This is a genomic window from Burkholderia sp. MSMB2157WGS, assembly GCF_001532755.1.
Taxonomy (GTDB): Bacteria; Pseudomonadota; Gammaproteobacteria; order Burkholderiales; family Burkholderiaceae; genus Burkholderia.
Genome location: NZ_LPJG01000017.1, coordinates 133769 through 155453, shown reverse-complemented (window position 1 = coordinate 155453; position 21685 = coordinate 133769). Strand labels below are relative to the sequence as shown.

The 21685-nt window shown below is 68.5% G+C and carries 18 protein-coding genes; 7 read left to right on the top strand and 11 right to left on the bottom strand.

The features are described 5' to 3' along the window. The first annotated feature begins 249 nt into the window (after positions 1-249). The 3 genes from WT53_RS11735 (at position 250) to WT53_RS11725 (ending at position 4287) form a co-directional block, all read left to right on the top strand. Positions 250-2601 carry a phosphocholine-specific phospholipase C gene (locus WT53_RS11735; protein ID WP_060259917.1) on the top strand — a complete coding sequence of 784 codons (2352 nt, stop codon included), beginning with the start codon at positions 250-252 and terminating at the stop codon, positions 2599-2601. A gap of 266 nt (positions 2602-2867) precedes the next feature. Beyond that, a complete protein-coding gene (locus WT53_RS11730) occupies positions 2868-3137 on the top strand; it encodes a hypothetical protein (protein WP_006480304.1) in 270 nt (89 codons plus the stop codon). Between the two features lie 154 nt (positions 3138-3291). After that, positions 3292-4287, top strand: coding sequence for a DedA family protein/thiosulfate sulfurtransferase GlpE (locus tag WT53_RS11725; protein ID WP_059826258.1), 996 nt, complete (start codon positions 3292-3294; stop codon positions 4285-4287). Positions 4288-4341: 54 nt separating this feature from the next. Here the strand turns inward: WT53_RS11725 and WT53_RS11720 are convergent, their stop codons facing one another. From WT53_RS11720 to WT53_RS11690, 7 genes are all read right to left on the bottom strand, one after another. Further along, complete coding sequence (locus WT53_RS11720) at positions 4342-5814, bottom strand: OprD family porin (protein ID WP_059780144.1); 1473 nt, start codon at positions 5812-5814, stop codon at positions 4342-4344. 168 nt (positions 5815-5982) lie between these two features. Continuing rightward, positions 5983-7002, bottom strand: a complete 1020-nt coding sequence (locus tag WT53_RS11715; protein ID WP_060259914.1) for an ABC transporter ATP-binding protein — start codon at positions 7000-7002, stop codon at positions 5983-5985. Further along, a complete protein-coding gene (locus WT53_RS11710) occupies positions 6999-7991 on the bottom strand; it encodes an ABC transporter ATP-binding protein (protein WP_060259911.1) in 993 nt (330 codons plus the stop codon). The genes WT53_RS11715 and WT53_RS11710 overlap by 4 nt, the downstream gene beginning before the upstream one ends. A gap of 1 nt (position 7992) precedes the next feature. Further along, positions 7993-8895: an ABC transporter permease gene (locus tag WT53_RS11705; RefSeq protein WP_060259909.1), complete on the bottom strand. Its 903-nt coding sequence runs from the start codon at positions 8893-8895 to the stop codon at positions 7993-7995. 13 nt (positions 8896-8908) lie between these two features. Beyond that, complete coding sequence (locus tag WT53_RS11700; protein WP_060259906.1) at positions 8909-9847, bottom strand: ABC transporter permease subunit; 939 nt, start codon at positions 9845-9847, stop codon at positions 8909-8911. An 11-nt stretch (positions 9848-9858) separates the two neighbouring features. Next, a complete protein-coding gene (locus WT53_RS11695; protein ID WP_034205911.1) occupies positions 9859-11472 on the bottom strand; it encodes a peptide ABC transporter substrate-binding protein in 1614 nt (537 codons plus the stop codon). Between the two features lie 178 nt (positions 11473-11650). Then, positions 11651-12229: a cupin domain-containing protein gene (locus WT53_RS11690; protein WP_011548888.1), complete on the bottom strand. Its 579-nt coding sequence runs from the start codon at positions 12227-12229 to the stop codon at positions 11651-11653. 497 nt (positions 12230-12726) lie between these two features. Between WT53_RS11690 and WT53_RS11685 the strand changes: the two genes are divergently transcribed. Together WT53_RS11685 and WT53_RS11680 are read left to right on the top strand one after the other, a co-directional pair. Then, complete coding sequence (locus WT53_RS11685) at positions 12727-14244, top strand: peptide MFS transporter (RefSeq protein WP_034205910.1); 1518 nt, start codon at positions 12727-12729, stop codon at positions 14242-14244. Between the two features lie 120 nt (positions 14245-14364). Beyond that, on the top strand, positions 14365-14571 hold the full coding sequence (locus tag WT53_RS11680) for a hypothetical protein (RefSeq protein ID WP_034205909.1): 207 nt from the start codon (positions 14365-14367) through the stop codon (positions 14569-14571). Positions 14572-14614: 43 nt separating this feature from the next. On the opposite strand, the gene WT53_RS11675 is transcribed toward WT53_RS11680, so the two are convergent. The 3 genes from WT53_RS11675 to WT53_RS11665 all read right to left on the bottom strand — a co-directional run bounded on the left by WT53_RS11675 (position 14615) and on the right by WT53_RS11665 (position 17357). Then, the gene (locus tag WT53_RS11675; RefSeq protein WP_059780149.1) at positions 14615-15739 is read right to left on the bottom strand and encodes an OpgC domain-containing protein; all 1125 of its coding nucleotides are present in this window, start codon (positions 15737-15739) and stop codon (positions 14615-14617) included. 409 nt (positions 15740-16148) lie between these two features. Then, a complete protein-coding gene (gene rarD / locus WT53_RS11670) occupies positions 16149-17048 on the bottom strand; it encodes an EamA family transporter RarD (RefSeq protein ID WP_034205907.1) in 900 nt (299 codons plus the stop codon). 12 nt (positions 17049-17060) lie between these two features. Next, a complete protein-coding gene (locus WT53_RS11665; protein ID WP_034205906.1) occupies positions 17061-17357 on the bottom strand; it encodes an acylphosphatase in 297 nt (98 codons plus the stop codon). Positions 17358-17509: 152 nt separating this feature from the next. Between WT53_RS11665 and hpnA the strand changes: the two genes are divergently transcribed. Next, the gene (gene hpnA / locus WT53_RS11660; RefSeq protein WP_011353724.1) at positions 17510-18517 is read left to right on the top strand and encodes a hopanoid-associated sugar epimerase; all 1008 of its coding nucleotides are present in this window, start codon (positions 17510-17512) and stop codon (positions 18515-18517) included. A 108-nt stretch (positions 18518-18625) separates the two neighbouring features. Further along, positions 18626-20026 (top strand): hypothetical protein, encoded by a 1401-nt coding sequence (locus tag WT53_RS11655; protein WP_060259903.1) that lies wholly within the window; start codon positions 18626-18628, stop codon positions 20024-20026. A 120-nt stretch (positions 20027-20146) separates the two neighbouring features. Here WT53_RS11655 and WT53_RS11650 read toward each other — a convergent pair whose 3' ends face one another. Beyond that, a complete protein-coding gene (locus tag WT53_RS11650) occupies positions 20147-21334 on the bottom strand; it encodes a glycosyltransferase (RefSeq protein WP_059780152.1) in 1188 nt (395 codons plus the stop codon). Between the last annotated feature and the right edge of the window lie 351 nt (positions 21335-21685).

The following is a 21685-nucleotide window of genomic DNA, read 5'->3' as shown; positions in this document are numbered from 1 at the left end:
GCGTGCGTCGGGCCGGTGTGTGCCGATACTGCCCCGCGCATCACGCGCATCACGCGCGCGCGGAGCGCAGGATCGCGACGGCGAGGCCGCGGCATCCGCGCGACGTCGCGCGTCGGGCGCGATACGCGCCGCGACGCACGGCCGATACCCCAGGCACGCACGCATCGCGGATCGTCCCGGGGCGGGACGCCGCGCGGGCACCGCCGGACGAACTCACGAACGCTCCCACCCTCACAGGATCCGAACGCCATGACGTCACGCCGCAAATTCCTTCAGCAGACCGCCGGCTCCGGCCTCGCCGCCGCCGCGCTGTCCGCGTTTCCGCCGAGCATTCGCCGCGCGCTCGCCATTCCCGCCTTCCACGAAACGGGGACCATCCAGGACGTCAAGCACGTCGTGCTGCTGATGATGGAGAACCGCGCGTTCGACAGCTACTTCGGCACGTTCAAGGGCGTGCGCGGCTATGGCGACCGCTTCGCGGTGCCGTCGCCGAACGGCCGCGACGTGTTCTATCAGACGTACACGAAGGCGGCGCCCGCCGCGACCGTGACGCCGTATCACCTCGACGCGCGCCAGGGCAACGCGCAGCGCGCGGGCGGCACGCCGCACACGTGGGCCGACGCGCAGGCCGCGTGGGATCACGGCCGGATGAACCGCTGGCCCGACGCGAAGACGCCGCTGTCGATGGGCTATTACGACGCGGCCGAAGTGCCGTTCCAGCGCGCGCTCGCCGATGCGTTCACGCTGTGCGACCACTATCACTGCGGGATGCACACGGGCACGATCGCGAACCGCCTGTTCTACTGGAGCGGCACCAACGGCCCGAACGGCATCAGCCCGGCCGACGGCAGCCGCGTGAAGATCGCCGCGCTGAACAACCAGTTCAACGGCGGCAACGACATCGGCCCGTCGAGCCAGGGCTGGACCTGGACGACCTATGCCGACCGGCTGCAACGGGCGGGCGTGAGCTGGAAGGTCTACCAGAGCCTGATCGACAATTTCGGCTGCAACGAGATGATGAGCTTCCGCCACTGGCGTGCGGCGATCGAGCAGATGCCGGCCGCGCGCCGGCCCGCGTACGTCGCGTCGACCGATATCACGCAGCCGGTCACGGCGGCCGGCGCGTTCTACGACCCCGCGATCGACGATCCGCTGAGCCCGCTCGCGAAGGGCTTCGGCAACACGATGCCGTACGGCTTTCTCGAAACGTTCCGCGACGACATCCGCAGCGGCAAGCTGCCGGAAGTGTCGTGGATCATCCCGCCGTCCGCGTACAGCGAGCACCCGGGGCCGTCGAGCCCCGCGCAGGGCGGCTGGTACGTGCAGACCGTGCTCGACGCGCTGACGGCGAACCCGGAGGTCTGGAGCAAGACCGTGCTGCTGGTCAACTACGACGAGAACGACGGCTTCTTCGATCACATGCCGTCGCCGGCCGTGCCGTCGCGCAACGCCGACGGCACGCTCGCGGGCGGCCATACGCTGTCGGCCGCCGACGTCGCGGTCGAATACCACGACTTCACGCCGGCGACGTCGAGCCAGCCGGCAATCGACGGCCGTCCGTACGGCCCGGGCCCGCGCGTGCCGATGTGGATCGTGTCGCCGTGGAGCCGCGGCGGCTGGGTCAACTCGCAGGTGTTCGACCATACGTCGACGCTGCGCTTCCTCGAGACGCGCTTCGGCGTCGCGGAGCCGCAGATCGGTGCGTACCGCCGCGCGGTGTGCGGCGACCTGACGAGCGCGTTCAATTTCCGCACGCCGAACAACGAGCCGCTGCCGACGCTCGCGGGCCGGACGACGAAAAGCCAAGTCGACGCACTGAGCGCCGCGCAGCAAACCGCGCCGAAGATCGTGCCGCCCGCGACGCCCGCGCTGCCCGCACAGGCGACCGGCGTGCGTCCGTCGCGCGCGTTGCCGTACGAACTGCACGCGAGCGCGCGCACCGATGCCGGCGCCGGCACGGTCACGCTGAAGTTCGCGAACACCGGCCGCGCCGCCGCCGTGTTTCACGTCTATGACAAGCTGCACCTCGACCGGCTGCCGCGGCGCTACGTCGTCGAGCCCGGCAAGACGCTGCGCGGCGACTGGGCCGCGCGCACCGACGATGGCGGTAAATATGACCTGTGGGTGCTCGGCCCGAACGGCTATCACCGCCGCTTCACCGGCGACCTGAGTCGCCTGGCCGGCGCGCGCGCGCCGCAACCGGAAGTACGCGTCGGCTATGCGGGCGCGAGCGGCAACCTCCACCTGCGGCTGCGCAACGACGGCGGCGGCACGGTACGCTTCACGGTGAAGTCGAACCAGGTCTACGGGCCGCTGCCAGGACACGGCGGAAACGACGACCACGGTCATGGCCGCGACAACGAAAACGGTCACGGCTCGGGTCGGGGCAACGGCCATGGCGCCGGCACCACGTGGACCGTCACGGTGCGCGCCGGCGACCAGTCCGAACTGCACTGGAAGCTCGACTCGACCGGCTACTGGTACGACTTCATCGTCACCGCCGACAGCGACGCGAGCTTCTCGCGCCGCGTGGCCGGCCGCGTGGAAACCGGCCGGCACTCGGTCAGCGACCCGGCGATGGGGCTCGCCGACCGCTTCTGACGCCACCGCGGCGACGCGCGGCGCGTGTCGCCGCCCGCGTCGGCGTGGCCGCGAATGCCGCTCGGGCACCGGTTCCCGCCGGTGCCCGATCCAGCGCAGACGCCCGCCCGGCGCGGCTCAAACATCAGAAGGATCGGTGGTTCAGCCCTCATTTCACCCCCACGAAAATGCTCCGTGTTGCGGCCCGTTCGCGTTAAACTGCATCAAGCCGTATTCAACAAAGACATCTTTGCCGCCAAGGCATCCACGACACGAGGATAGGTTCGATGCGCACTACCGGCTCATCCGGGGCAATGACCCTGCTCACCGAACACGACGCGGCCGACGGCCGCGAACTGCGCTCGCTCCGGCTCGAAGCGACCGGCGACGGCAAGAGCGTGCTGCTGATCGAGATCGACGAACGCAAGCCCGGCATCCACCGCGAAGTCCGCTACGAGATCACCCCGGCCGAACTGATCGCGGCGATCCGCTCGCACGGCGCCGAGCTGCCCGGCGAAAACCACGGCGCCGCATCGCTCGCCCGCACGCCCTCCTGATTCCGAACGGTGAGCCGCGCGCAATGCGTCGGCTCACCCGCATCCCCCTGCCGCCGTCAGGCGCTTTGCATCATTCCCGCCGCTGCGTTGAAAAAGGCCGATAATCGGCCCATCTGCATTTCCCGCCCACGCGTTTCCTTTTCGGCCAGCCGTCATGCTCCTACGTGACCTCGTCGCCCAGTACGGGCCGCTTCTCGTGTTCGCCAACGTGCTCGCGGCGGCCATCGGCCTGCCGGTGCCCGCGATGCCGACGCTCGTGCTGTTCGGCGCGATGTCGGCGATGCATCCGGCGATGATCGGCTCGCAGCTCGTGACGGTCGTGGTGCTGTCGGTGCTCGGCGCGCTGATCGGCGACACGGTCTGGTACGTCGCCGGGCGGCGTTACGGCGGCACGACGCTGAAGACGATCTGTCGGCTGTCGCTGTCGCGCGATACTTGCGTGAAAAAGACCGAACGCTTCTTCGGCCGCTACGGCGTGCGCGTGCTCGCGGTCGCGCGCTTCATTCCCGGATTGTCGCTGGTGTCGGTGCCGATGGCCGGTGCGCTCGGCACGCGCTATCGCACGTTCGCCGGCTACGACGCGCTCGGCGCCGCGCTGTGGACGATCGTCGGGCTGATCGCCGGCCTCGTGTTCTACCGGCAGATCGACTGGCTGTTCGCCGGCGCGAGCCGTCTCGGCCGCGCGGCGCTGCTCGTCATCGTCGCGCTGCTCGCCATCTATGCGGCCGTGCGCTGGATGCGCCGCCGCGCGCTGATCCGCCAGCTCGCGAACGCGCGGATCGGCGTCGACGAGCTCGACGTGCTGCTGCGCGACACCGCCGCCCCGGTGGTGCTCGACGTCCGCTCGCCCGAGCACCGCAAGCTCGACCCGTTCGCGATTCCCGGCGCGCAGTTCGCCGACGAGCGCCAGATCGGCGACATCGTCGCGCGCTACCCGCTCACGCAGAAGTTCGTCGTGTATTGCTCGTGCCCGAACGAAGTGACGGCCGCGCTGATGGCGAAGCGCCTGCTCGATGCAGGCTTCACCGACGCACTCGCGCTGCGCGGCGGCCTCGACGCATGGCGCGATACGGGCCGCCAGCTCACGTCGCTCGTGGAAGAGGTGCCCGCCGCGAACGATTCCGTCGCGGGATGGCACAAGCCGGCCTGATCGCGTCGATCGCGGGCCGGCCGTGCGAGACAGGGGGCCTTGCGCCCCCTTCCATCAGAACGCGTGCAGCGGCAGGTTCACGACCAGACGGTACTCGGTGTTCGACGCGTCCGAGTAGTGCGCCGAGCCGTTGTGCCACATCGCGATGAACGTGACCTTCGTGTTCTTCAGCTTGCCGCTCTGGAACGTGTACGACGGGATGAAGCCGAACTCGTGGTGACGGCCCTGCACCGGCGCGCCGTTGCTCCAGTAGATGCTCGACTTGCTCGGGTCGTTCGCCGCGCCCGCGCTGCCGTCCGCCCCCCAGCCCGTCACGCCCCACACCATCGCCTTGAAGCCCGGCAGGCCCGCTTCCTTGCCGTAGAACGTGTAACGCAGCTGCAGCGATTTCTCGTGCGGGGCGTTGTAGTCGACGTCCATCGAGTTGGTCAGGAAGATGCCGTTCGTTTCGTTCAGGTAGTCGAAGAACTGGTCGCCGAGCACTTGCTGGAAGCCGAGCAGCAGTTCGTGCGGGCCATGCTGGGCCGCCAGCGACAGGCTGTACGCGTTGTTGTTGATCTTGCCTTGCAGCGCATCGCCCGTGTCGTGCGTCGAGTAGACGTTGCCGAAGCCGGTCCACTTGATCGTCTGCGGGCTGCCGATGCTGTGCTTCACCGACGCGTAGTACTGGTGCCACACGTCGTCGGCCTGGTTCGCGTACAGCGCGACTTCGCCGTTCGGCGAGTAGTCCCACGTGCCGCCGACATAGGTCAGGCGATTGATGCGCGTGCCGCCGTATTGCGTCGTCAGGTTGGTGAGCGTCGTATGGCCGCGCGCGTCGGTCTTCGTGAAGCTGCCGGCCTCGAGCATCACGTTCTTGAATTCATTGCTGACGAGCGTCGCGCCGAGGAACGTCGGCGGCAGCGCACGGTTGTCGTGCTGCTCCATGAACGGGTTGTCGACGGCCTGCAAACCGTACTTGACCACCGTGTTCGAAATGCGCGCCTTGACGTCGTAGATGCCCGGGTAGGCCCACGCGAGCTGGTTGCCGCCGCCGCCGCCCTTCGCGATGTGCACCATGCTGCCGGCGCCCTGACCGCCGTCGAGCTTCAGCGCCGCATACAGCGACGCGTCGAAGCCGATCCCGATCAGGCCGGTCGTATAGCCCGACTCGAAGTTCGCCATCGCGCCCTGGACCCACGCATGGCGATGCGGCCCGCCCTTGGCGTCGAGCACGTCCGCATAGTTGCGGAACAGGAAGTCGAGATGGCTGTCGGCGATGAAGCCGTTCGATTTCGACTGCGCCGACGGCTCGTCGGGCGGCGTGACGGCCTGGGTCGCCTCGGCGTTGACAATGGCGTTCGGAGTCGTTGCCTGCGCAACGGTTGCGCCGGTACCTGAAGCCGGCGCGGCCTGCGCGACCGTCAGCGGCGCGCTCGCCGCGTCGTCGGCGTGCGCGACGCCCGTCAGCGAGACGCCGGCGAGCGCCGGCAGTCCCCATGCGAGCAGCATCTTCGATGCCGTCGCGATCGTCTTCTGCTTTTTCATCGTAATAATTCTCGTCTTGTGTTGATATCGTCCACACCGGTTGCGATCCGCTCCCGGCCCCCCGGCGAGCCCGGCTAAGGGCGCGCCTGTACCCGCGGCGCGAAGATCGTTCGCGCCGCACCTACCCCTGTTGACCTGCCTTGGTTATGTTTGCTGCGTCACTTCACATCACGCCGCGCCCGCACGGATGCACGCGACGCGCGCCGCCGACCCCTGCCGCACTTCCGGCAGCGGCACGTCCTGCGCGCACGCGTCGATCGCGACCGGGCAGCGCGTGCGGAACGCGCAGCCGGACGGCGGGTTGAGCGGCGAGGGCATCTCGCCCGCCAGCAGCATCGGACGGCGAGCACGCTCGCGCGCCGGCTCCGGCGTCGGCGCCGCATCGAGCAGCGCCTTCGTGTACGGGTGTTGCGGCACGCCGTACACGTCATGCCGCGTGCCGAACTCCATCACGCGGCCGAGATACATCACGAGCACGCGCTGGCTGATGGCCTTCACCACCGCCAGGTCGTGCGCGACGAACAGATAGGACAACGACAGTTCGCGTTGCAGATCGCGCAGCAGGTTCACGATCTGCGCCTGGATCGACACGTCGAGCGCCGAGACGGGCTCGTCGCAGATCACGAGCTGCGGCTCGCCGATCAGCGCGCGCGCAATGCCGACGCGCTGGCACTGCCCGCCGGAAAATTCATGCGGATAACGCAGCAGGTGATGCGCGTTCAGGCCGACGCGTTCGAGCATCGCGATCACGCGGCGGCGCACTTCGGTACGGCCGAGGCCGGGCTGATGCGTGACGAGCGGCTCCGCGACGACCTGCTCGATCGTCATGCGCGGGTCGAGCGACGCGAGCGGATCCTGGAAGATCATCTGCACTTCGCGCCTCATCGCGGTGCCGCGCAGGTGATCGGACGCGACGGCCTGGCCGCGCCATTTCACGGTGCCGGCCGTCATCGGCACGAGGCCGATCAACGCGCGCGCGAGCGTCGATTTCCCGCAGCCCGATTCGCCGACGAGCCCGACCGTCTCGCCACGCCTGACGTCGAACGACACGCCGTCGACCGCGCGCAGCGTGCCCTTCGGCGACCACGGATAGCCGCCGAGCGGCACGCGAAAATGCACCTTCAGATTCTCGACGGACAGCAACGTGTCGTCCGTCGCGCCGGCTTGGCGACGTTCATCGACGCTCATCGCAGACCTCCCGTCAGATCGGCCACCGGGCGGTGGCACGCGCGCACCGCGCCCGCGGCGCCATAGGTTTCGAGCGCCGGACGTGCGGCGGCGCAGCGTTCTTCCGCATACGTGCAGCGCTTCGCGAACGCACAGCCGGCCGGCGCGGCGCCGGGCATCGGCGGGTTGCCGGGAATCGCGACGAGCGGCGCATCGTCCGCGTCGGTCAGCCGCGGCAGCGCGTTGAGCAGCCCGATCGTGTACGGATGCGACGGCGCCGCGAAGATCGATTCGGCCGGCGCGTATTCGACGGTGCGGCCCGCGTACATGACCATCACGTCGTCGGCGAGGCCGGCGACCACGCCCATGTCGTGCGTGATCAGCACGATCGCGGTACCGCGCTCGCGGTTCAACTCGCGCAGCAGGTCGATGATCTGCGCCTGCACGGTCACGTCGAGCGCGGTGGTCGGTTCGTCCGCGATCAGGATTTCCGGCTCGGACAAGAGCGCCATCGCGATCATCACGCGCTGGCGCATGCCGCCCGAGAACTCGTGCGGATACATGCGGATGCGGCGCGCCGCATCGGGAATGCGCACCGATTCGAGCGCCTCGATCGCGCGCTTGATCGCGGCCTTGCGCGACAGCTTGCGATGCAGCTGCAGCGTCTCCGTCATCTGCCGCTCGATCGTCAGGAACGGGTTGAGCGACGTCATCGGATCCTGGAAGATCATCGCGATCCGGTCGCCGCGCACCGCGTTCAGCGCGCGCGTATTCATGTCGAGCAGGTTCTCGCCGCGGTAGCGCGCGGCGCCGGTCGTCGTGCCGTTGCCGGCCAGGAGGCCGAGCAGCGCCATCACGGTCTGGCTCTTGCCCGAGCCCGATTCGCCGACGATGCCGAGCGTCTTGCCGGCTTCGAGCGAGAACGACACGCCGTTCACGGCGTCGATCGGCGGCGCGTCCTTGCGCGTGAAGCGCACGCCGAGGTTTTCAACTTCCAGCAGTACAGCCATTTCAGCGATCCTTCGGGTCGAGCGCGTCACGCAGGCCGTCGCCGACGAAGTTCACGCAGTAGAGCGTCACGCACAGCATGACGGCCGGGGCCAGCAGCAGCCACGGCATCGATTCCAGTTTCTGCGCGCCGTCCTGGATCAGCACGCCCCAGCTCGTCATCGGCTCCTGCACGCCGAGGCCGAGGAACGACAGCACCGATTCGGTCAGCACGATATTGGGCACCGAGACCGTCGCGTACACGACGACCACGCCGAGCAGGTTCGGCACGACGTGACGCAGCACGATCGACGCCGGCGACACGCCGATCGCGCGCGCCGCATCGACGAACTCGCGGTTGCGCAGCGACAGCGTCTGGCCGCGCACGACACGCGCCATGTCGATCCACGAGAACGCGCTGATGGTCAGCACGACCAGCATGAACGAGCGGCCGAACAGGGTCATCATCAGGATCGCGATCAGCAGGTACGGGATCGCGTACATCATGTCGACGATGCGCATCATCACGGAGTCGACGCGGCCGCCCGCGAAGCCCGCGGTCGCGCCCCATGCGACGCCGAACAGGCCCGACACGAGCGTGCCGAGCAAGCCGACCTCGATCGATACGCGGCCGCCGATCAGCGTGCGCACGAGCAGGTCGCGGCCGAGCTCGTCGGTGCCGAACCAGTGCTGGTTCGTCCAGGTGGGCGGCAGGCTGATCGAGGCCCAGTCGCTCGCGGCGGGATCGGCTGCGAGCAGCCACGGGCCGGCGAAACAGGCGAGCGTGATCAACGCGAGCAGCACGAGGCTGAACACGGCCGCGCGGTTGTGAAGGAAGCGCGCGAACGCCAGCTCGAGCGGCGAGCGCGAACGCGGCGGCGAATCGGTCTGCACGGGCAGGCCGACGACGGGAGTGGTCGGGGTCATCGCTGTGCCTCGCTCAATAACGGATGCGCGGATCGAGCCACGCGTACGCGAGGTCGACCAGCAGGTTGAACAGCACCGCGAAAACGGTCGTCAGCACGACGAGGCCGAGCACCAGCGTGTAGTCGCGGTTGATGGCGCCGTTCACGACGAGTTGCCCGAGACCCGGCAGCGCGAACACCGATTCGGTGACGACGGCCGCCGTGATCGACGTGATGCAGACCGTGCCGAACAGCGACACGACCGGCATCAGCGCAGGCTTGAGCGCGTGGCGCAGCACGATCGTCGAGCCCGGCAGGCCCTTCGCGCGCGCGGTGCGGATGTAGTTGCTCGACAGCGTCTCGATCATCGAGCCGCGCATCACGCGCGCGAGCAGCGACACGTTGATGAAGGTGAGCAGCACGATCGGCAGCAGCCGGTACCGCCAGCCGCCGTCGCCCCAGCCGCCTGCCGGCAGCCAGCCGTTGCCGGCCGACGTCTTCAGCAGGATCGCGAAGATCCACACCAGCACCGGGCCGAGCACGAACGGCGGCACGACGTTGCCGAAGTTGCCGATCAGCATCACGAAGCGATCGATCACGCTGTCGCGGCGCACGGCCGCGACGGTGCCGAGCAGCACGCCGAGCACGATCGAGATCGGGATCGACACGCCGCCCACGCCGAGGCTCACGGGCAGCGCCTTCTTCACGAGATCGTTCACCGACCAGTCGACGTAGCGGAACGACGGGCCGAGATCGCCGTGCATCAGCGAGCCGAGATACAGCAGGTACTGCTTCCACAGCGGCTCGTCGAGATGGTACTTCGCGTTCAGGTTCGCGAGCGTCGCGGCGGACAGCTGCTTCTCCGTATCGAACGGGCCGCCGGGCGTGAAATGCAGCAGCAGGTAGCAGACGGTGATGACCGCGAGGATCGTCGGCACCGCCCACAACGTGCGCCTCAATGCGTAGGCCAGCATGATCGCTCCGCTCAGTGCTTGATCAGGTACATGTCCTGCGAAGCACGCATGTCGATCACGTTCTTCAGCGAATAGCCGCCCACGTAGGGCTTCACGAGACGGTCGGCCGAATACTGGAACAGCGGCACCATCGGCGTGTCGTTCATCGCCATGTCGTGCGCCTGCGTGAGCAGCGCGGCGCGCGCCTTGTCGTCGAGCTTCTGGTTGCCTTCGTCGACGAGCGCGTCCATCTGCTTGTTGCAATAGCCGACGGTGTTCTGCGAGCTGCCGCAGCGGATCAGGTCGAAGAAGGTCATCGCATCGTTGTAGTCGGCGAACCAGCCGTCGCGCGCGATCTGTACCTTGCCGTCATGCCGCTGCTTCATCAGCACCTTGAACTCGACGTTCTCGAGCTTCGTGGTGACGCCGAGCTTCGTGCGCCATTCCGATGCGGTGAACAGTGCGACCTTCTTGTGCAGGTCGTTGGTGTTGTACGTGAGCGTGAACGACAGCGGCTTCGCGTCCGAATAGCCGGCCTGCTTCAGCAGGTCCTTCGCGGTCGCGATGCGCTTGGCCATCGGCCACGACGCCCATTCCGGCGTGAACGGCTGCACGCCCTTCGTGCCGTTCGGCATCAGCCCGTACATCGGCTTCTCGCCGGCCTGCGTGAGCTTCGACGTCAGCACGTCGCGATCGATCACCATCGACAGCGCCTGGCGTACGCGCTTGTCCTTCAGCGCCGCGTCGCTGTTGTTCAGGTAGTAGTAGTAGGTCGCGAGTTGCAGGCCCGGGCGCAGTTCGCTGCCGAACTGCTTGCTCACCTGCTGGAAGATGCCCGACGGAATCGAGTAGCTGTAGTCGATCTGGCCGGCCTGGTACATGCGCATCGCGGTTTCGTCGCTTTCGATCGGCAGGTACGTGACCTTGTTGATCACGACCTTCGACGCGTTCCAGTACTTCGCGTCCTTCGTCGCCACGATGCGGTTGTTCGGCTGCCAGTCGACGAGCTGGTACGCGCCGTTGCTGACGATGTTGCCCGGGCGCGTCCATGCATCGCCGAATTTCGCGACCACGTCCTTGTTCACCGGCGCGAGCGGCGCCATCGCGGTCAGTTCGGGGAAGAACGCGACCGGCACGTCGGTCGTCACCTCGAGCGTGTACGGATCGACCGCGCGCACGCCGAGCGTCGACGGCGCGGCCTTGCCGGCGATGATGTCCTTCGAGTTCTTGATGAACTCGACGAGGATCGTGTATTTCGAGCCCGTCTTCGGATCGACGAGGCGCTGCCACGAATAGACGAAATCGGCGGCCGTCACCGGCTGGCCGTTGCTCCACTTCGCGTCGTGGCGAAGCTTGAAGATCCACGTCTGCGGCGTCTTGCGTTCCCACGACAGCGCGACGCCCGGCACGACCTGGCCGGCCGCGTCGATGCGCGCAAGCCCTTCGAACAGGTCGAGGCCGATCGTGTTGCCGGTCCACGATTCGATGTGCGCCGGGTCGAGCGATTCGACTTCGGCCGGCACCTGACGCGTCAGGTCCTGTTGCGCGGCGAGCGCGACGTTCGACGGAACGGTTACGGCGTGGGCGACGGGCGTCGTCAGGGCGAGCGCGGCCAGCACGGCCGACATGGCATGCAAGGATTTCATCGTGGCAGTCTTGAGAAGGTGGTTCGGTGGGCGTCGCGCGGCGGATGCCGCGGCTTACGCGTGAGACGCTGACGGGGACAGCGATCGAGGAGGCCCGTGGTTCTCGTATTGCATGTTAGTATTCCTTACATTTCTTTCGACGGGCATCCCGTCGAAGAAACGAAGGAATACCCGTGCGTTAGAACAGTCGCGGCGTACCGACCCAGACCACCACCGACTCGATCTTCGCGGTGTTGACCCAGCTGTGCGGGACCGTCGACTGATAGTGCGAACTGTCGCCGGCCTGCAGGACGAACGTCTTGCCTTCCAGCGTCAGCGACACTTCCCCTTCGATCACGTACAGGAACTCCTCTCCTGCATGTGTCGTCACCTCCGACCGTTTCTGCCCCGGCGGCATCCTCACGAGGATCGCCTCCAGCTGGCGCCCTTCGGACACGTTCGTCAGCCTCGCGAACAGGTTCGCCGAATCGGCAAACCCGAAGAAGCGCAACTGATCGCCTCGGCAAACCGAGCGTTCCTCGCTCGGCGTATCCACGAAGTACTGCACCGTCACACCGAGCGCATGCGCGATACCGGCCAGCGACGTCAGCGACGGCGACGCGAGCCCGCGCTCGACTTGAGACAGAAACGGCTTCGAAATCCCCGCGGCGGTAGCGGTGTCGTCGAGCGTGCGCTTCAGACGTTGGCGCAACGCGCGAATCTTGCTGCCGAGTGCGACAGCGTCTGCCGATCGCGAGTTTTCAGTGGGGGGAACCATAGCAGGCCGAAAAGTGGTCGTCAAAAAATGTTTGATGGAAAGTAACTAAGTTAATACGAGATGGCTTAATCTTCGGGTTCGCACACGCCTTCGGCGTTGAGCCCGGTGCACTAAACAGGGCCCGAAGCGAGCGAAACGACGCGCTATCTTGCCAGACTCGCCGGCTTCACAGGCAAGCTGCAAGCGGCTCTCCGGGAATCTGCGGAGAACGCGCGCCAAGCTTACAAGTAGATGATGAGACAAATGTTCCTGAAAGCTGCTGCCACATCGGGAGTTTCCCTAAGTGGCGCGGACCTGACGCACCGGACCGGCAAACGTTACCATTCGCGCGCCGGTCGGGGCCGCGCTCCGCCTTCCCGGGCGGAGTCCGACCCCGGCCCGGGCCAACCGCCCGACTGCTCCATCGCCGACGCAAGCCTACCCGGCCCCAGTGCTCCGGCGCCAGTTCGACCCTCAAGGCGACGCGCGATCCGCGCCGTCCGTTTCAAACGAGATTGATGATGCACGCACCTGTTTCACAGACCCGATCGTTTACGACGGTCTTCCTCATCGAAATGTGGGAGCGCTTCGGCTACTACGGCATGGCCGCGCTCCTGGTCCTCTTCATGGTCGACCGCCTCGGCTTCACCGACAGCCACGCGAACCTGACCTGGGGTGCCTTCACCGCACTCGTCTACGCCGCGCCGTCCATCGGCGGCTGGATCGGCGACAAGGTGCTCGGCGCGCGCCGCACGATGATCATCGGCGCGTGCGTGCTGTGCGCCGGCTACCTGATGCTCGCGGTGCCGAACGATCGCCTGACGTACATGTACGCGTCGCTCGGCGTGATCGTCGTCGGCAACGGCCTGTTCAAGGCCAACGCGGCAAACCTCGTGCGCCGCATCTACGAAGGCGACGACGCGCGCATCGACAGCGCGTTCACGATCTATTACATGGCGGTCAACATCGGCTCGACGGTATCGATGCTCGCGACGCCGTGGATCAAGGATCACTGGGGCTGGCACACCGCGTTCGCGGTCTGCTGCGGCGGCATGCTGCTCGCGATCCTCAACTTCATGCTGATGCACCGTACGCTCGCGCACGTCGGCTCGCAGCCGGACGACGAACCGATCCGCTGGAAGCGCCTCGGCGCGGTCGCGGCCGGCGGCGTCGCGCTCGCGCTGATCACGCTGTACGTGCTGCAGCACAAGCAGCTCGCGGTCGCCAGCGTGTGGACGGCCGCGTTCGCGATCCTCGCGATCTTCGCGTACATGATCGCGAAGTCGGAGCGCTCGGAACGCGCGGGCCTGATCGCGGCGCTCGTGCTGATCGGCCAGGTGATCCTGTTCTTCATCTTCTACGTGCAGATGTCGACGTCGCTGACGCTGTTCGCGCTGCGCAACGTCGATCCGCGCTTCATGCTGTTCGGCACGACGCTGTTCACGTGGAGCGCCGCGCAGTTCCAGGCGCTGAACCCGATCTGGATCATGCTGCTGAGCCCGGTGCTCGTGTGGGTCTACAACGCCGTCGCAAAGGGCGGCCGCGACCTGCCGGTCGCCGCGAAGTACGCGCTCGGTTTCGGCGCGGTGGCCGCGGGCTACCTGGTGTTCACGATCAGCGGCCGCTACGCCGTCGACGGCCGCGTGTCGTCGTGGTTCATGGTGTGGGGCTACGGCCTGTACTCGCTCGGCGAGCTGCTGGTGAGCGGCCTCGGCCTCGCGATGATCGCCCGCTACGTGCCGGCGCGCATGAGCGGCTTCATGATGGGCGCGTATTTCGTCGCGACGGGCGTGTCGCAGTATCTGGGCAGCGTCGTCGCGAACTTCGCGCAGATGCCGTCGCACGAACTGCCGGCCACCGAATCGCTGCCGCTCTACCTGTCGCTGTTCGAGAAGCTCGGCTGGCTCGCCGCGATCGGCATGCTGCTCGCGCTGCTGCTGCTGCCGCTGATGAACCGCCTGTCGCGCCAACATCAGCGCTGCGCGGAAGAGCGCCGCGAGGAAGCGCTGCAGACGCAGGTCGCCGCCGCGCAGTAAGTACTATCCCTCGGCGTGCGGCTTGCACGCCACATTCTCCCGCCAGGTGCGCGAACGCGTCCTACACTGGTTGCAGGCAATGCATCCGCTTCGCGAGATGCGCACGGGTGGGAGAGCACGATGAAAAGCAAGACGACGCGGCTTTTGAGGATCCTGTCGGACATCCGGCACGCGCAGCGCTGCACCGCGATGCGCGCCGCCCGGGCCGCGGCCGAAGCCGACGCGGTCCTCGCGGAGCGCGACGACCCGGCGCAGGACGAACGCGACGACGCCGAAGCCGACGACGCAACCGCCCCGCCCCGCTCCCGTATCGGCTCACCTCACTGACGCCGCGCGGCGCCTGCCGCGCCGCATGCCCCCTCACGCGCGCCTACGCCGCCGCGCCGCGCCATCGCGCGATCCACGTTCCCGAACCGGCCACCGCCATCATCAGCCCGAGCGCGCACGCGTCGGCCACGAGGCCCACGCCGACATGCCGCAGATCGGCGCCGCGCACGACCGGGTGCAGCAGCGAGTCGATCACGAGCGAGATCGCCGCACCCGCGACGAAGCAGATCAGCCCGCGCTGGCCGACCGCCACGACGGGCCGCACGCCCTGCGCGATCCGCGCGATCCAGCCGAAGCGCACGCAATCGGCCATCAGCCACGCGACGGCCGCGAAGCTCACGACGCGCGGCAGCGCGAGATCGCGCTTGAGCACGCCTTCGGGCACCGGCAGCCCCGAGAACAGCTTGTAGCTCGCACAGCCGAGCACGATCGCGCACGCGAGCCCGGTTGCCGCGGCGCCCCAGCGGCCGAGCGCGATGCGCCGGTAGAACGGCTGGCAGCGCGCGAGCACGCCGGCGACGAACATCAGTTGCCACGCGAACGGGTTGAAGCTCCAGCGAAAGCCGTCGGTGTCGAGCAGCTCCGGGCCGAGCCAGCCCGCCGCGAGCCACGACGCGGCGCTGATCGCGACGAGCAGCCACGGATGGCGCCGCGCGAACGGCACCAGCACCGGCGACGCCAGCGCGAACAGCACGTACATCGGCAGCACCGACGCGAGATACGGCTGGCGCTGGAACGTCAGCAGCTCGGCTGCGCCCGTGAGCGGCGACGCGAGCATCACGCTGACGTCGTCGAGCGCGAGGTTCGGCGCCTCGATGCCGTAGTGGTCGAGCACGGCCGACACGACGAGCATCAGCGTCGACGTCGCGAGAAACGCGCGGTAGATCTGCATCGCGCGCCGCACGAAACGCCGTTGCGCGGCGCGCGCGCCGTGCCGCTCTGCAATCGCGCCGTATGCGCTCGCGGTCGCGAAGCCGCCGAGGAACACGAACACCTCGGCCGCATCGCACAGCGCGAACGCGTGCAGCGTCACGCGCGACAGCACGCTCGCGCCGATGTGATCGACGACGATCATCAACAACACGAGCCCGCGGAAGAAATCGACTTCGATGAGGCGGCCGCTGCGCGACGACGGCACCGTGGCGGAATGCAACGGCCTCAACGACATGAGCGCACCTGTGCGGCGGCGGTGCGACGCGCACCGGAGAAGGGATCGGAAAAAAGCAGGCGAGCGCGATCGGCGGCGATACGCGTATGCTCGCATCGCGCCAACCCGGCCGGCCCGGCACGGAGATGACCGTTCATTGAAAAGCCGCATACGAAGGGAAGTCGGTCAGATCAGTTTAATGACCGATCAGGGGAGACCCTAAGTAACAAAGTGCAACCGAATCTTCTCTTCGATTACAAGCGCGCGTGTTGCGCGGCGAAGCAGGCAGCGTCGCCAGATTCGCGTCAGCGCGGCGCCAGTCGGCGGTCAGTATCGAGGGATTCGGCGGAGCAACGAGCACGACTCGGCGGTCGACGATGCACGCGATGCGCGCCACGTTCCGCACGGCCGGCGCATCGTGACGACGCGCTTATCCGCGCGCGGGCAGGCGCCGCATCAGCATCGCGCTGTGCCAAGCGGTCAGCGCGACGGCGACCCAGATCGGTCCGTACGTCGCGAGCTGCGCGACGCTGAGCGTCTCGCCGAGCAGCAGCAGCGACACCACGACGAGCAGCACGGGCTCGACGTAGCCGAGAATGCCGAACAGCGCCATCGGCAGCATCCGGCTCGCCTTCAGATAGCTCGCGAGCGCGAGCGTGCTGAGAATGCCGAGCCCCGGCAGCAACGCGGCCCACAGCGTCGGATGGCCGGCGACACGCGTCGTGCTCGTCGCGACCATCGCCAACGCGATCGGGCACAGCAGCACGATCTCGATCGCGAAGGCGGCCAGCGAATCGGCGTTGATGCGCCGGCGCAGCACGAAATACGGCGGATAGCCGAGCGCGACGACCAGCGTCGGCCATGCGAACGCGCGCGTCGCCCACACCTCGTGCGCGACGCCGAGCGCCGCGCACGCGACCGCCGCCCATTGCAGCGGGTCGAGCCGTTCGCGATAGTAGAAGCGGCCGACGAGCACCATCGTCAGCGGCAGCAGGAAATAGCCGAGCGACACTTCGAGCATGCGCCCGTGCAGCGGCGCCCACAGGAACAGCCACAGCTGCACGCCGAGCAACGCCGCGCTCGCCGGCAGCGCGATCAGCAGGCGCCAGTCGCGCGCACCGCGCCGCGCAAGCTCGGCGAGCGCCGGCCAGCGGCCGCGCAGCGCGATCAGCGCAAGCGCGCCCGGCGCGGTCCACACGACGCGCCACGCGAAGATGTCGAGCCCCGTGAGCGGCGCGAGCAGTTTCGCGTAAGCCGACATCAGCGCGAACAGCGTCGACGCCATCACCGACAGCATGAGGCCGCGCCCGGCTTCCGGATACCCCGTCATGATCCGTGCCGCTTACTGCTGCTGAAAGCGCTCGAAGCGCCGCTCGGTCTGGCGTTCCTCGAAGGTCACCTCGGTCACGCGCGCGGCGGGCGGCCCGTGACGCAGCCATGCGAGCATCCGGTCGATCTGCGCGCCCGGCCCCTGGATCATCGCCTCGACGGTGCCGTCCTCGAGATTCGCGACCCAGCCGCGCAGCTTCAGCGCATGCGCCTCGCGCACCGTCGCATGACGAAAGCCGACGCCCTGCACGACGCCGCGCACCCGCACGTAGTAGGTCTCGATCCGTTCGTCCAGTTCATTGCGGCTCATCGCGTCGCCCTCCCGTTGCGTTCAAGCCCGGCATTGTAGTCGCGTCGGCCGCTTCGCACACGCGCCGGCCGGGCGTCGCCGCGCACGCCGACCACGTACAATCTCGCCGATGCCCAACCGCCGCGCCGCCCGCGCGGCCCTGAAGGAAACGCATGACTGATACTTCCCGCGATCTCGTTCTCGTCACCGGCGCGTCCGGTTTCGTCGGCTCGGCCGTCGCGCGCATCGCGCAGCAGAAAGGCTATGCGGTGCGCGTGCTCGTGCGCCCGACCAGCCCGCGCACGAACGTCGCGGATCTCGATGCCGAGATCGTCACCGGCGACATGCGCGACGAGGCGTCGATGCGCGCCGCGCTGCGCGGCGTGCGCTACCTGCTGCACGTGGCGGCCGACTACCGGCTGTGGGCGCCCGACCCCGACGAGATCGAGCGCGCGAACCTCGAAGGCGCGGTCGCGACGATGCGCGCCGCCCGCGCGGAAGGCGTCGAGCGGATCGTCTACACGAGCAGCGTCGCGACGCTGAAGGTGACGAGCGCCGGCGACCCGTCCGACGAGAACCGGCCGCTCACGGCCGAGCAGGCGATCGGCGTCTACAAGCGCAGCAAGGTGCTCGCGGAGCGCGCGGTCGAGCGGATGATCGCCGACGAAGGGCTGCCCGCCGTGATCGTCAATCCGTCGACGCCGATCGGCCCGCGCGACGTCAAGCCGACGCCGACCGGCCGCATCATCGTCGAGGCCGCGCTCGGCAAGATTCCCGCGTTCGTCGACACGGGGCTGAACCTCGTGCACGTCGACGACGTCGCGCACGGCCACTTCCTCGCGCTCGAGCGCGGCCGGATCGGCGAGCGCTACATCCTCGGCGGCGAGAACCTGCCGCTGCAGCAGATGCTCGCCGACATCGCGCAGATGACGGGCCGCAAGGCGCCGACGATCGCGCTGCCGCGCTGGCCGCTGTACCCGCTCGCGGTCGGCGCCGAAGCGGTCGCGAAGTTCACGAAGAAGGAGCCGTTCGTCACAGTGGACGGGCTGCGGATGTCGAAGAACAAGATGTATTTCACGTCCGCGAAGGCCGAGCGCGAGCTCGGCTACCGTGCGCGCCCGTACCGCGAGGGGCTGCGCGATGCGCTGGACTGGTTCGGCTCGGCGGGCTACCTGAAGTAACACAAAGCGGCGCACCTCGCGCCGCTTCGCGCACTTTGTTACACGTCGCGCACGGACCGGTATCGGCGCAGCGGTTAAAATCGCGGGTCTTACGCAGAGAAGACACGCATGAACCTGAACGATCAGATCGCTTCGCTCGCCACGGGCGTCGATCAGCTCCTCCACGATCACCACGCCGCCCAGCAGGCGGCCCGCAGCGCGGAAGCCTTCGCGCGCGCCGCGGCGGCGGAAGCCCGGGCCGCGGCCGAGCGCCACGCGGCGGCGGAAGCCGAAGCGCAGGCCGCCGCGCAGCGCCACACGGCCGCTGCCGCCGATGCCGAAGCCGCGCAGCGGCGCCACGCCGACGCCACCGCCGCCGCCGAAGCGGCTGCCCAACGTCATACGGATGCAGCCGCGCAAGCCGAAGCCGCTTCCCAGCGCCATGCGGAAGCCACCGCGCTGACCGAAGCGCTCGCGCAACGTCACGCGGATGCCGAAGCCGCATCGCAGCGCCACGCGGCGGCGATCGCCGAAGCCGAGGCCGCCGCGCAGCGCCATCACGCCGCCGCGACCGAAGCCGAAGCGGCTGCGCAACGCCATGCCGCGGCGACCGCCGAAGCCGAATCCGCCGCGAAGCGCCACGCGGAAGCGACCGCCGAAGCCGAGGCCGCCGCGCAACGCCACGCGGCCGCGATCGCCGAGGCCGAGGCGCTCGCCCAGCGTCACGCGCAGGCGCTCGCCGACACGCAGGCGGCCGCCCAGCGCCACGCCGAAGCCACCGCCGAGGCCGAAGCGATCACGCGGCGTCACGCCGAAGCGATCGCGCAGGCCGAAGCCGCCGCGCAACGCCACGCCGAAGCAACCGCCGAAGCCGAAGCCATCACGCGGCGCCATACCGAAGCGATCGCCCAGGCCGAAGCGGCCGCGCAGCACCACGCGAAGGCCATCGCCGACGCCGAAGCGCTGGTCGAGGCCGTCGTCACGGAAGCCGCGACGAGCGCGGTTACCGCCTCGGCCGCGACAGCCGACGTCGTCGAGCCGGCAGCGGCGGCACAAGCGCCCGTGAGCCCGGCCGCGCCGGCTGTGGTTGATGCGGTCGAAGCGGTCGAAGCAGCCGACGCCCCCGCCGATACCGAAACCGCACCGATCCCGGCGGCACAAGCCGAAACCGCGGTTGAAGGCGGCATCGCTGCTGCGCCGGCCGACAAGGCGACGCTGCACGTCGCGCGCCCGTCCCAGAATGAACTCACGCTGACCATCAACGGCGAATCGATCACGCTGCATCCAGAGCAACTGGGCCAATTGATCGAAGAACTCGCGCACGCGCGCGCGTCGATGCAGCCGGAGCCGCCGCCCGGCATTCCGGCCGGCTGGCGTTTCGTGACGACGAAGAACCCGATGATGGCCGTGCAGAAGCAGTCGAACGGCGACCGCCTGCTGGTCGCCCGCCATACGGGCTACGGCTGGGTGCCGTTCACGTTCTCGCCGGACGTCGTGATCCAGATGTACATGATGCTGACGCAGCGGTAAGCGTGCGCATCGGCCGGAAGCCGGCCGGAAAGCAAACAGCCCGAATCGGCTTGCGTCGATCCGGGCTGTTTGCTTTCAGGGTTCCGGTTGATCGGGACGGCCGGTATCCGCCGGCGCAGGTCAGCGCTCCACCGGCGCCTGCACGCGCGCCTTCCACTGGCCGCCCTTGCCGCGCCAGTAACGCCACGCGGACGCGAACGTCGCGCCGACGTAGAACAGCGCGACGAGCGGCAGCGCGGGCGCCCACAGCGGCGAGCGACGGTAGTAGCGCAGCATCGGCGCATACGCGGCGCACATCGATGCCCACGCGAGCCACGCCGGCCACGCGCGCGCGCCGTAGGCGAGCGCGGCGACGGGCGGCACCAGGTAGATGATCGTCATCCCGAGCAGCGTGCCGGCCAGCAGCAGCGGCGAATAGTGGAGCTGCGTGAACGCGGTGCGCGCGATCATGTTCCAGATGTCGCGCCAGCTGTCGTACGGGCGCAGCGACACGCTGCGATCGGCGAGATCGAGCCGGATCGGATGGTGGCCGCTGCCGCGATGCTTGATCTGCGCGGCGAGGCTGCAGTCGTCGATCAGCGCGCCGCGAATCGATTCGATGCCGCCCGCTTCCTCGAGCGCCGTGCGCTTCACGAGCATGCAGCCGCCGGCCGCGCCGGCCGTCCGGTTGCGCGGGTTGTTGATCCACGAGAACGGATACAGCTTCGCGAAGAAGAACACGAACGCCGGGATCAGAGCCTTTTCCCAGAACGAGTCGCAGCGCAGCCGCACCATCAGCGACACGAGATCGCGATTCTCGGCCTGCGCGCGCGTGACGAGCTGCGCGACGGCGTCGGCCGGATGACCGATGTCGGCATCCGTCAGCAGCAGGTAGTCGGCCGGCAGGCCGAGCGTCTGCACCGCCGCGATCCCCTGCGACTGCGCCCACACCTTGCCCGACCAGCCGGCCGGCAGCGGCTTCGCGCTCAGCACCGTCAGCCGGTCGGCGCGGTTGATCGCGAGCGCGGCCGCGCGGGCCGCGTCGGCGGTGCCGTCGTCGCTGTGGTCGTCGACGATGATCAGATGGAACGCGCCCGGATAATCCTGCTCGAGCAGCGAAGTCGCCGCGCGGGCAATCACGTCGGCTTCGTTGCGCGCCGGCACGACCGCCACGACGGCCGGCCAGCCGGCTTCGGCCGCGGCGCCGCGGGCGTCGGGCGGCAGCGGCCGCGCGGGCTGCGCGCGCCAGAAGCCGCCGCGCGCGACGAGCAGCACGATCCAGATCGCCAGCGACAGGCCGGACACCAGGAAAGCGATCGCCAGCATCATCGGCCTGCCTCCTGCCGGGCGCCGGCTTCGGCGGCGTGAATAAGGGTCGGAAACGAAACGCCCAAATCCGCATGGGCGGACGGGCAATACGCGTAAGAATCGACGGTCATCGAATGGCCTTGAAATGAGCGCGATGGCGGGCAGCCGGAGCGGCCGACCGCGAAACCGCGCAGTTTACCGGGTTCCGCGCGGGCCAGCGCCGACGCCGCTCTCCCGCAATTGCAACGGTTCGACACGGCACCAAAGCAAGGACGGCGCGATAGGGTTAAAATGCGCGATTAATTCGGGGTTCCGGGGCCTGGCCGGCCGGTTCGTTCCTGCCTTCATAACACCAAGCCGGGGCGAGCAAGC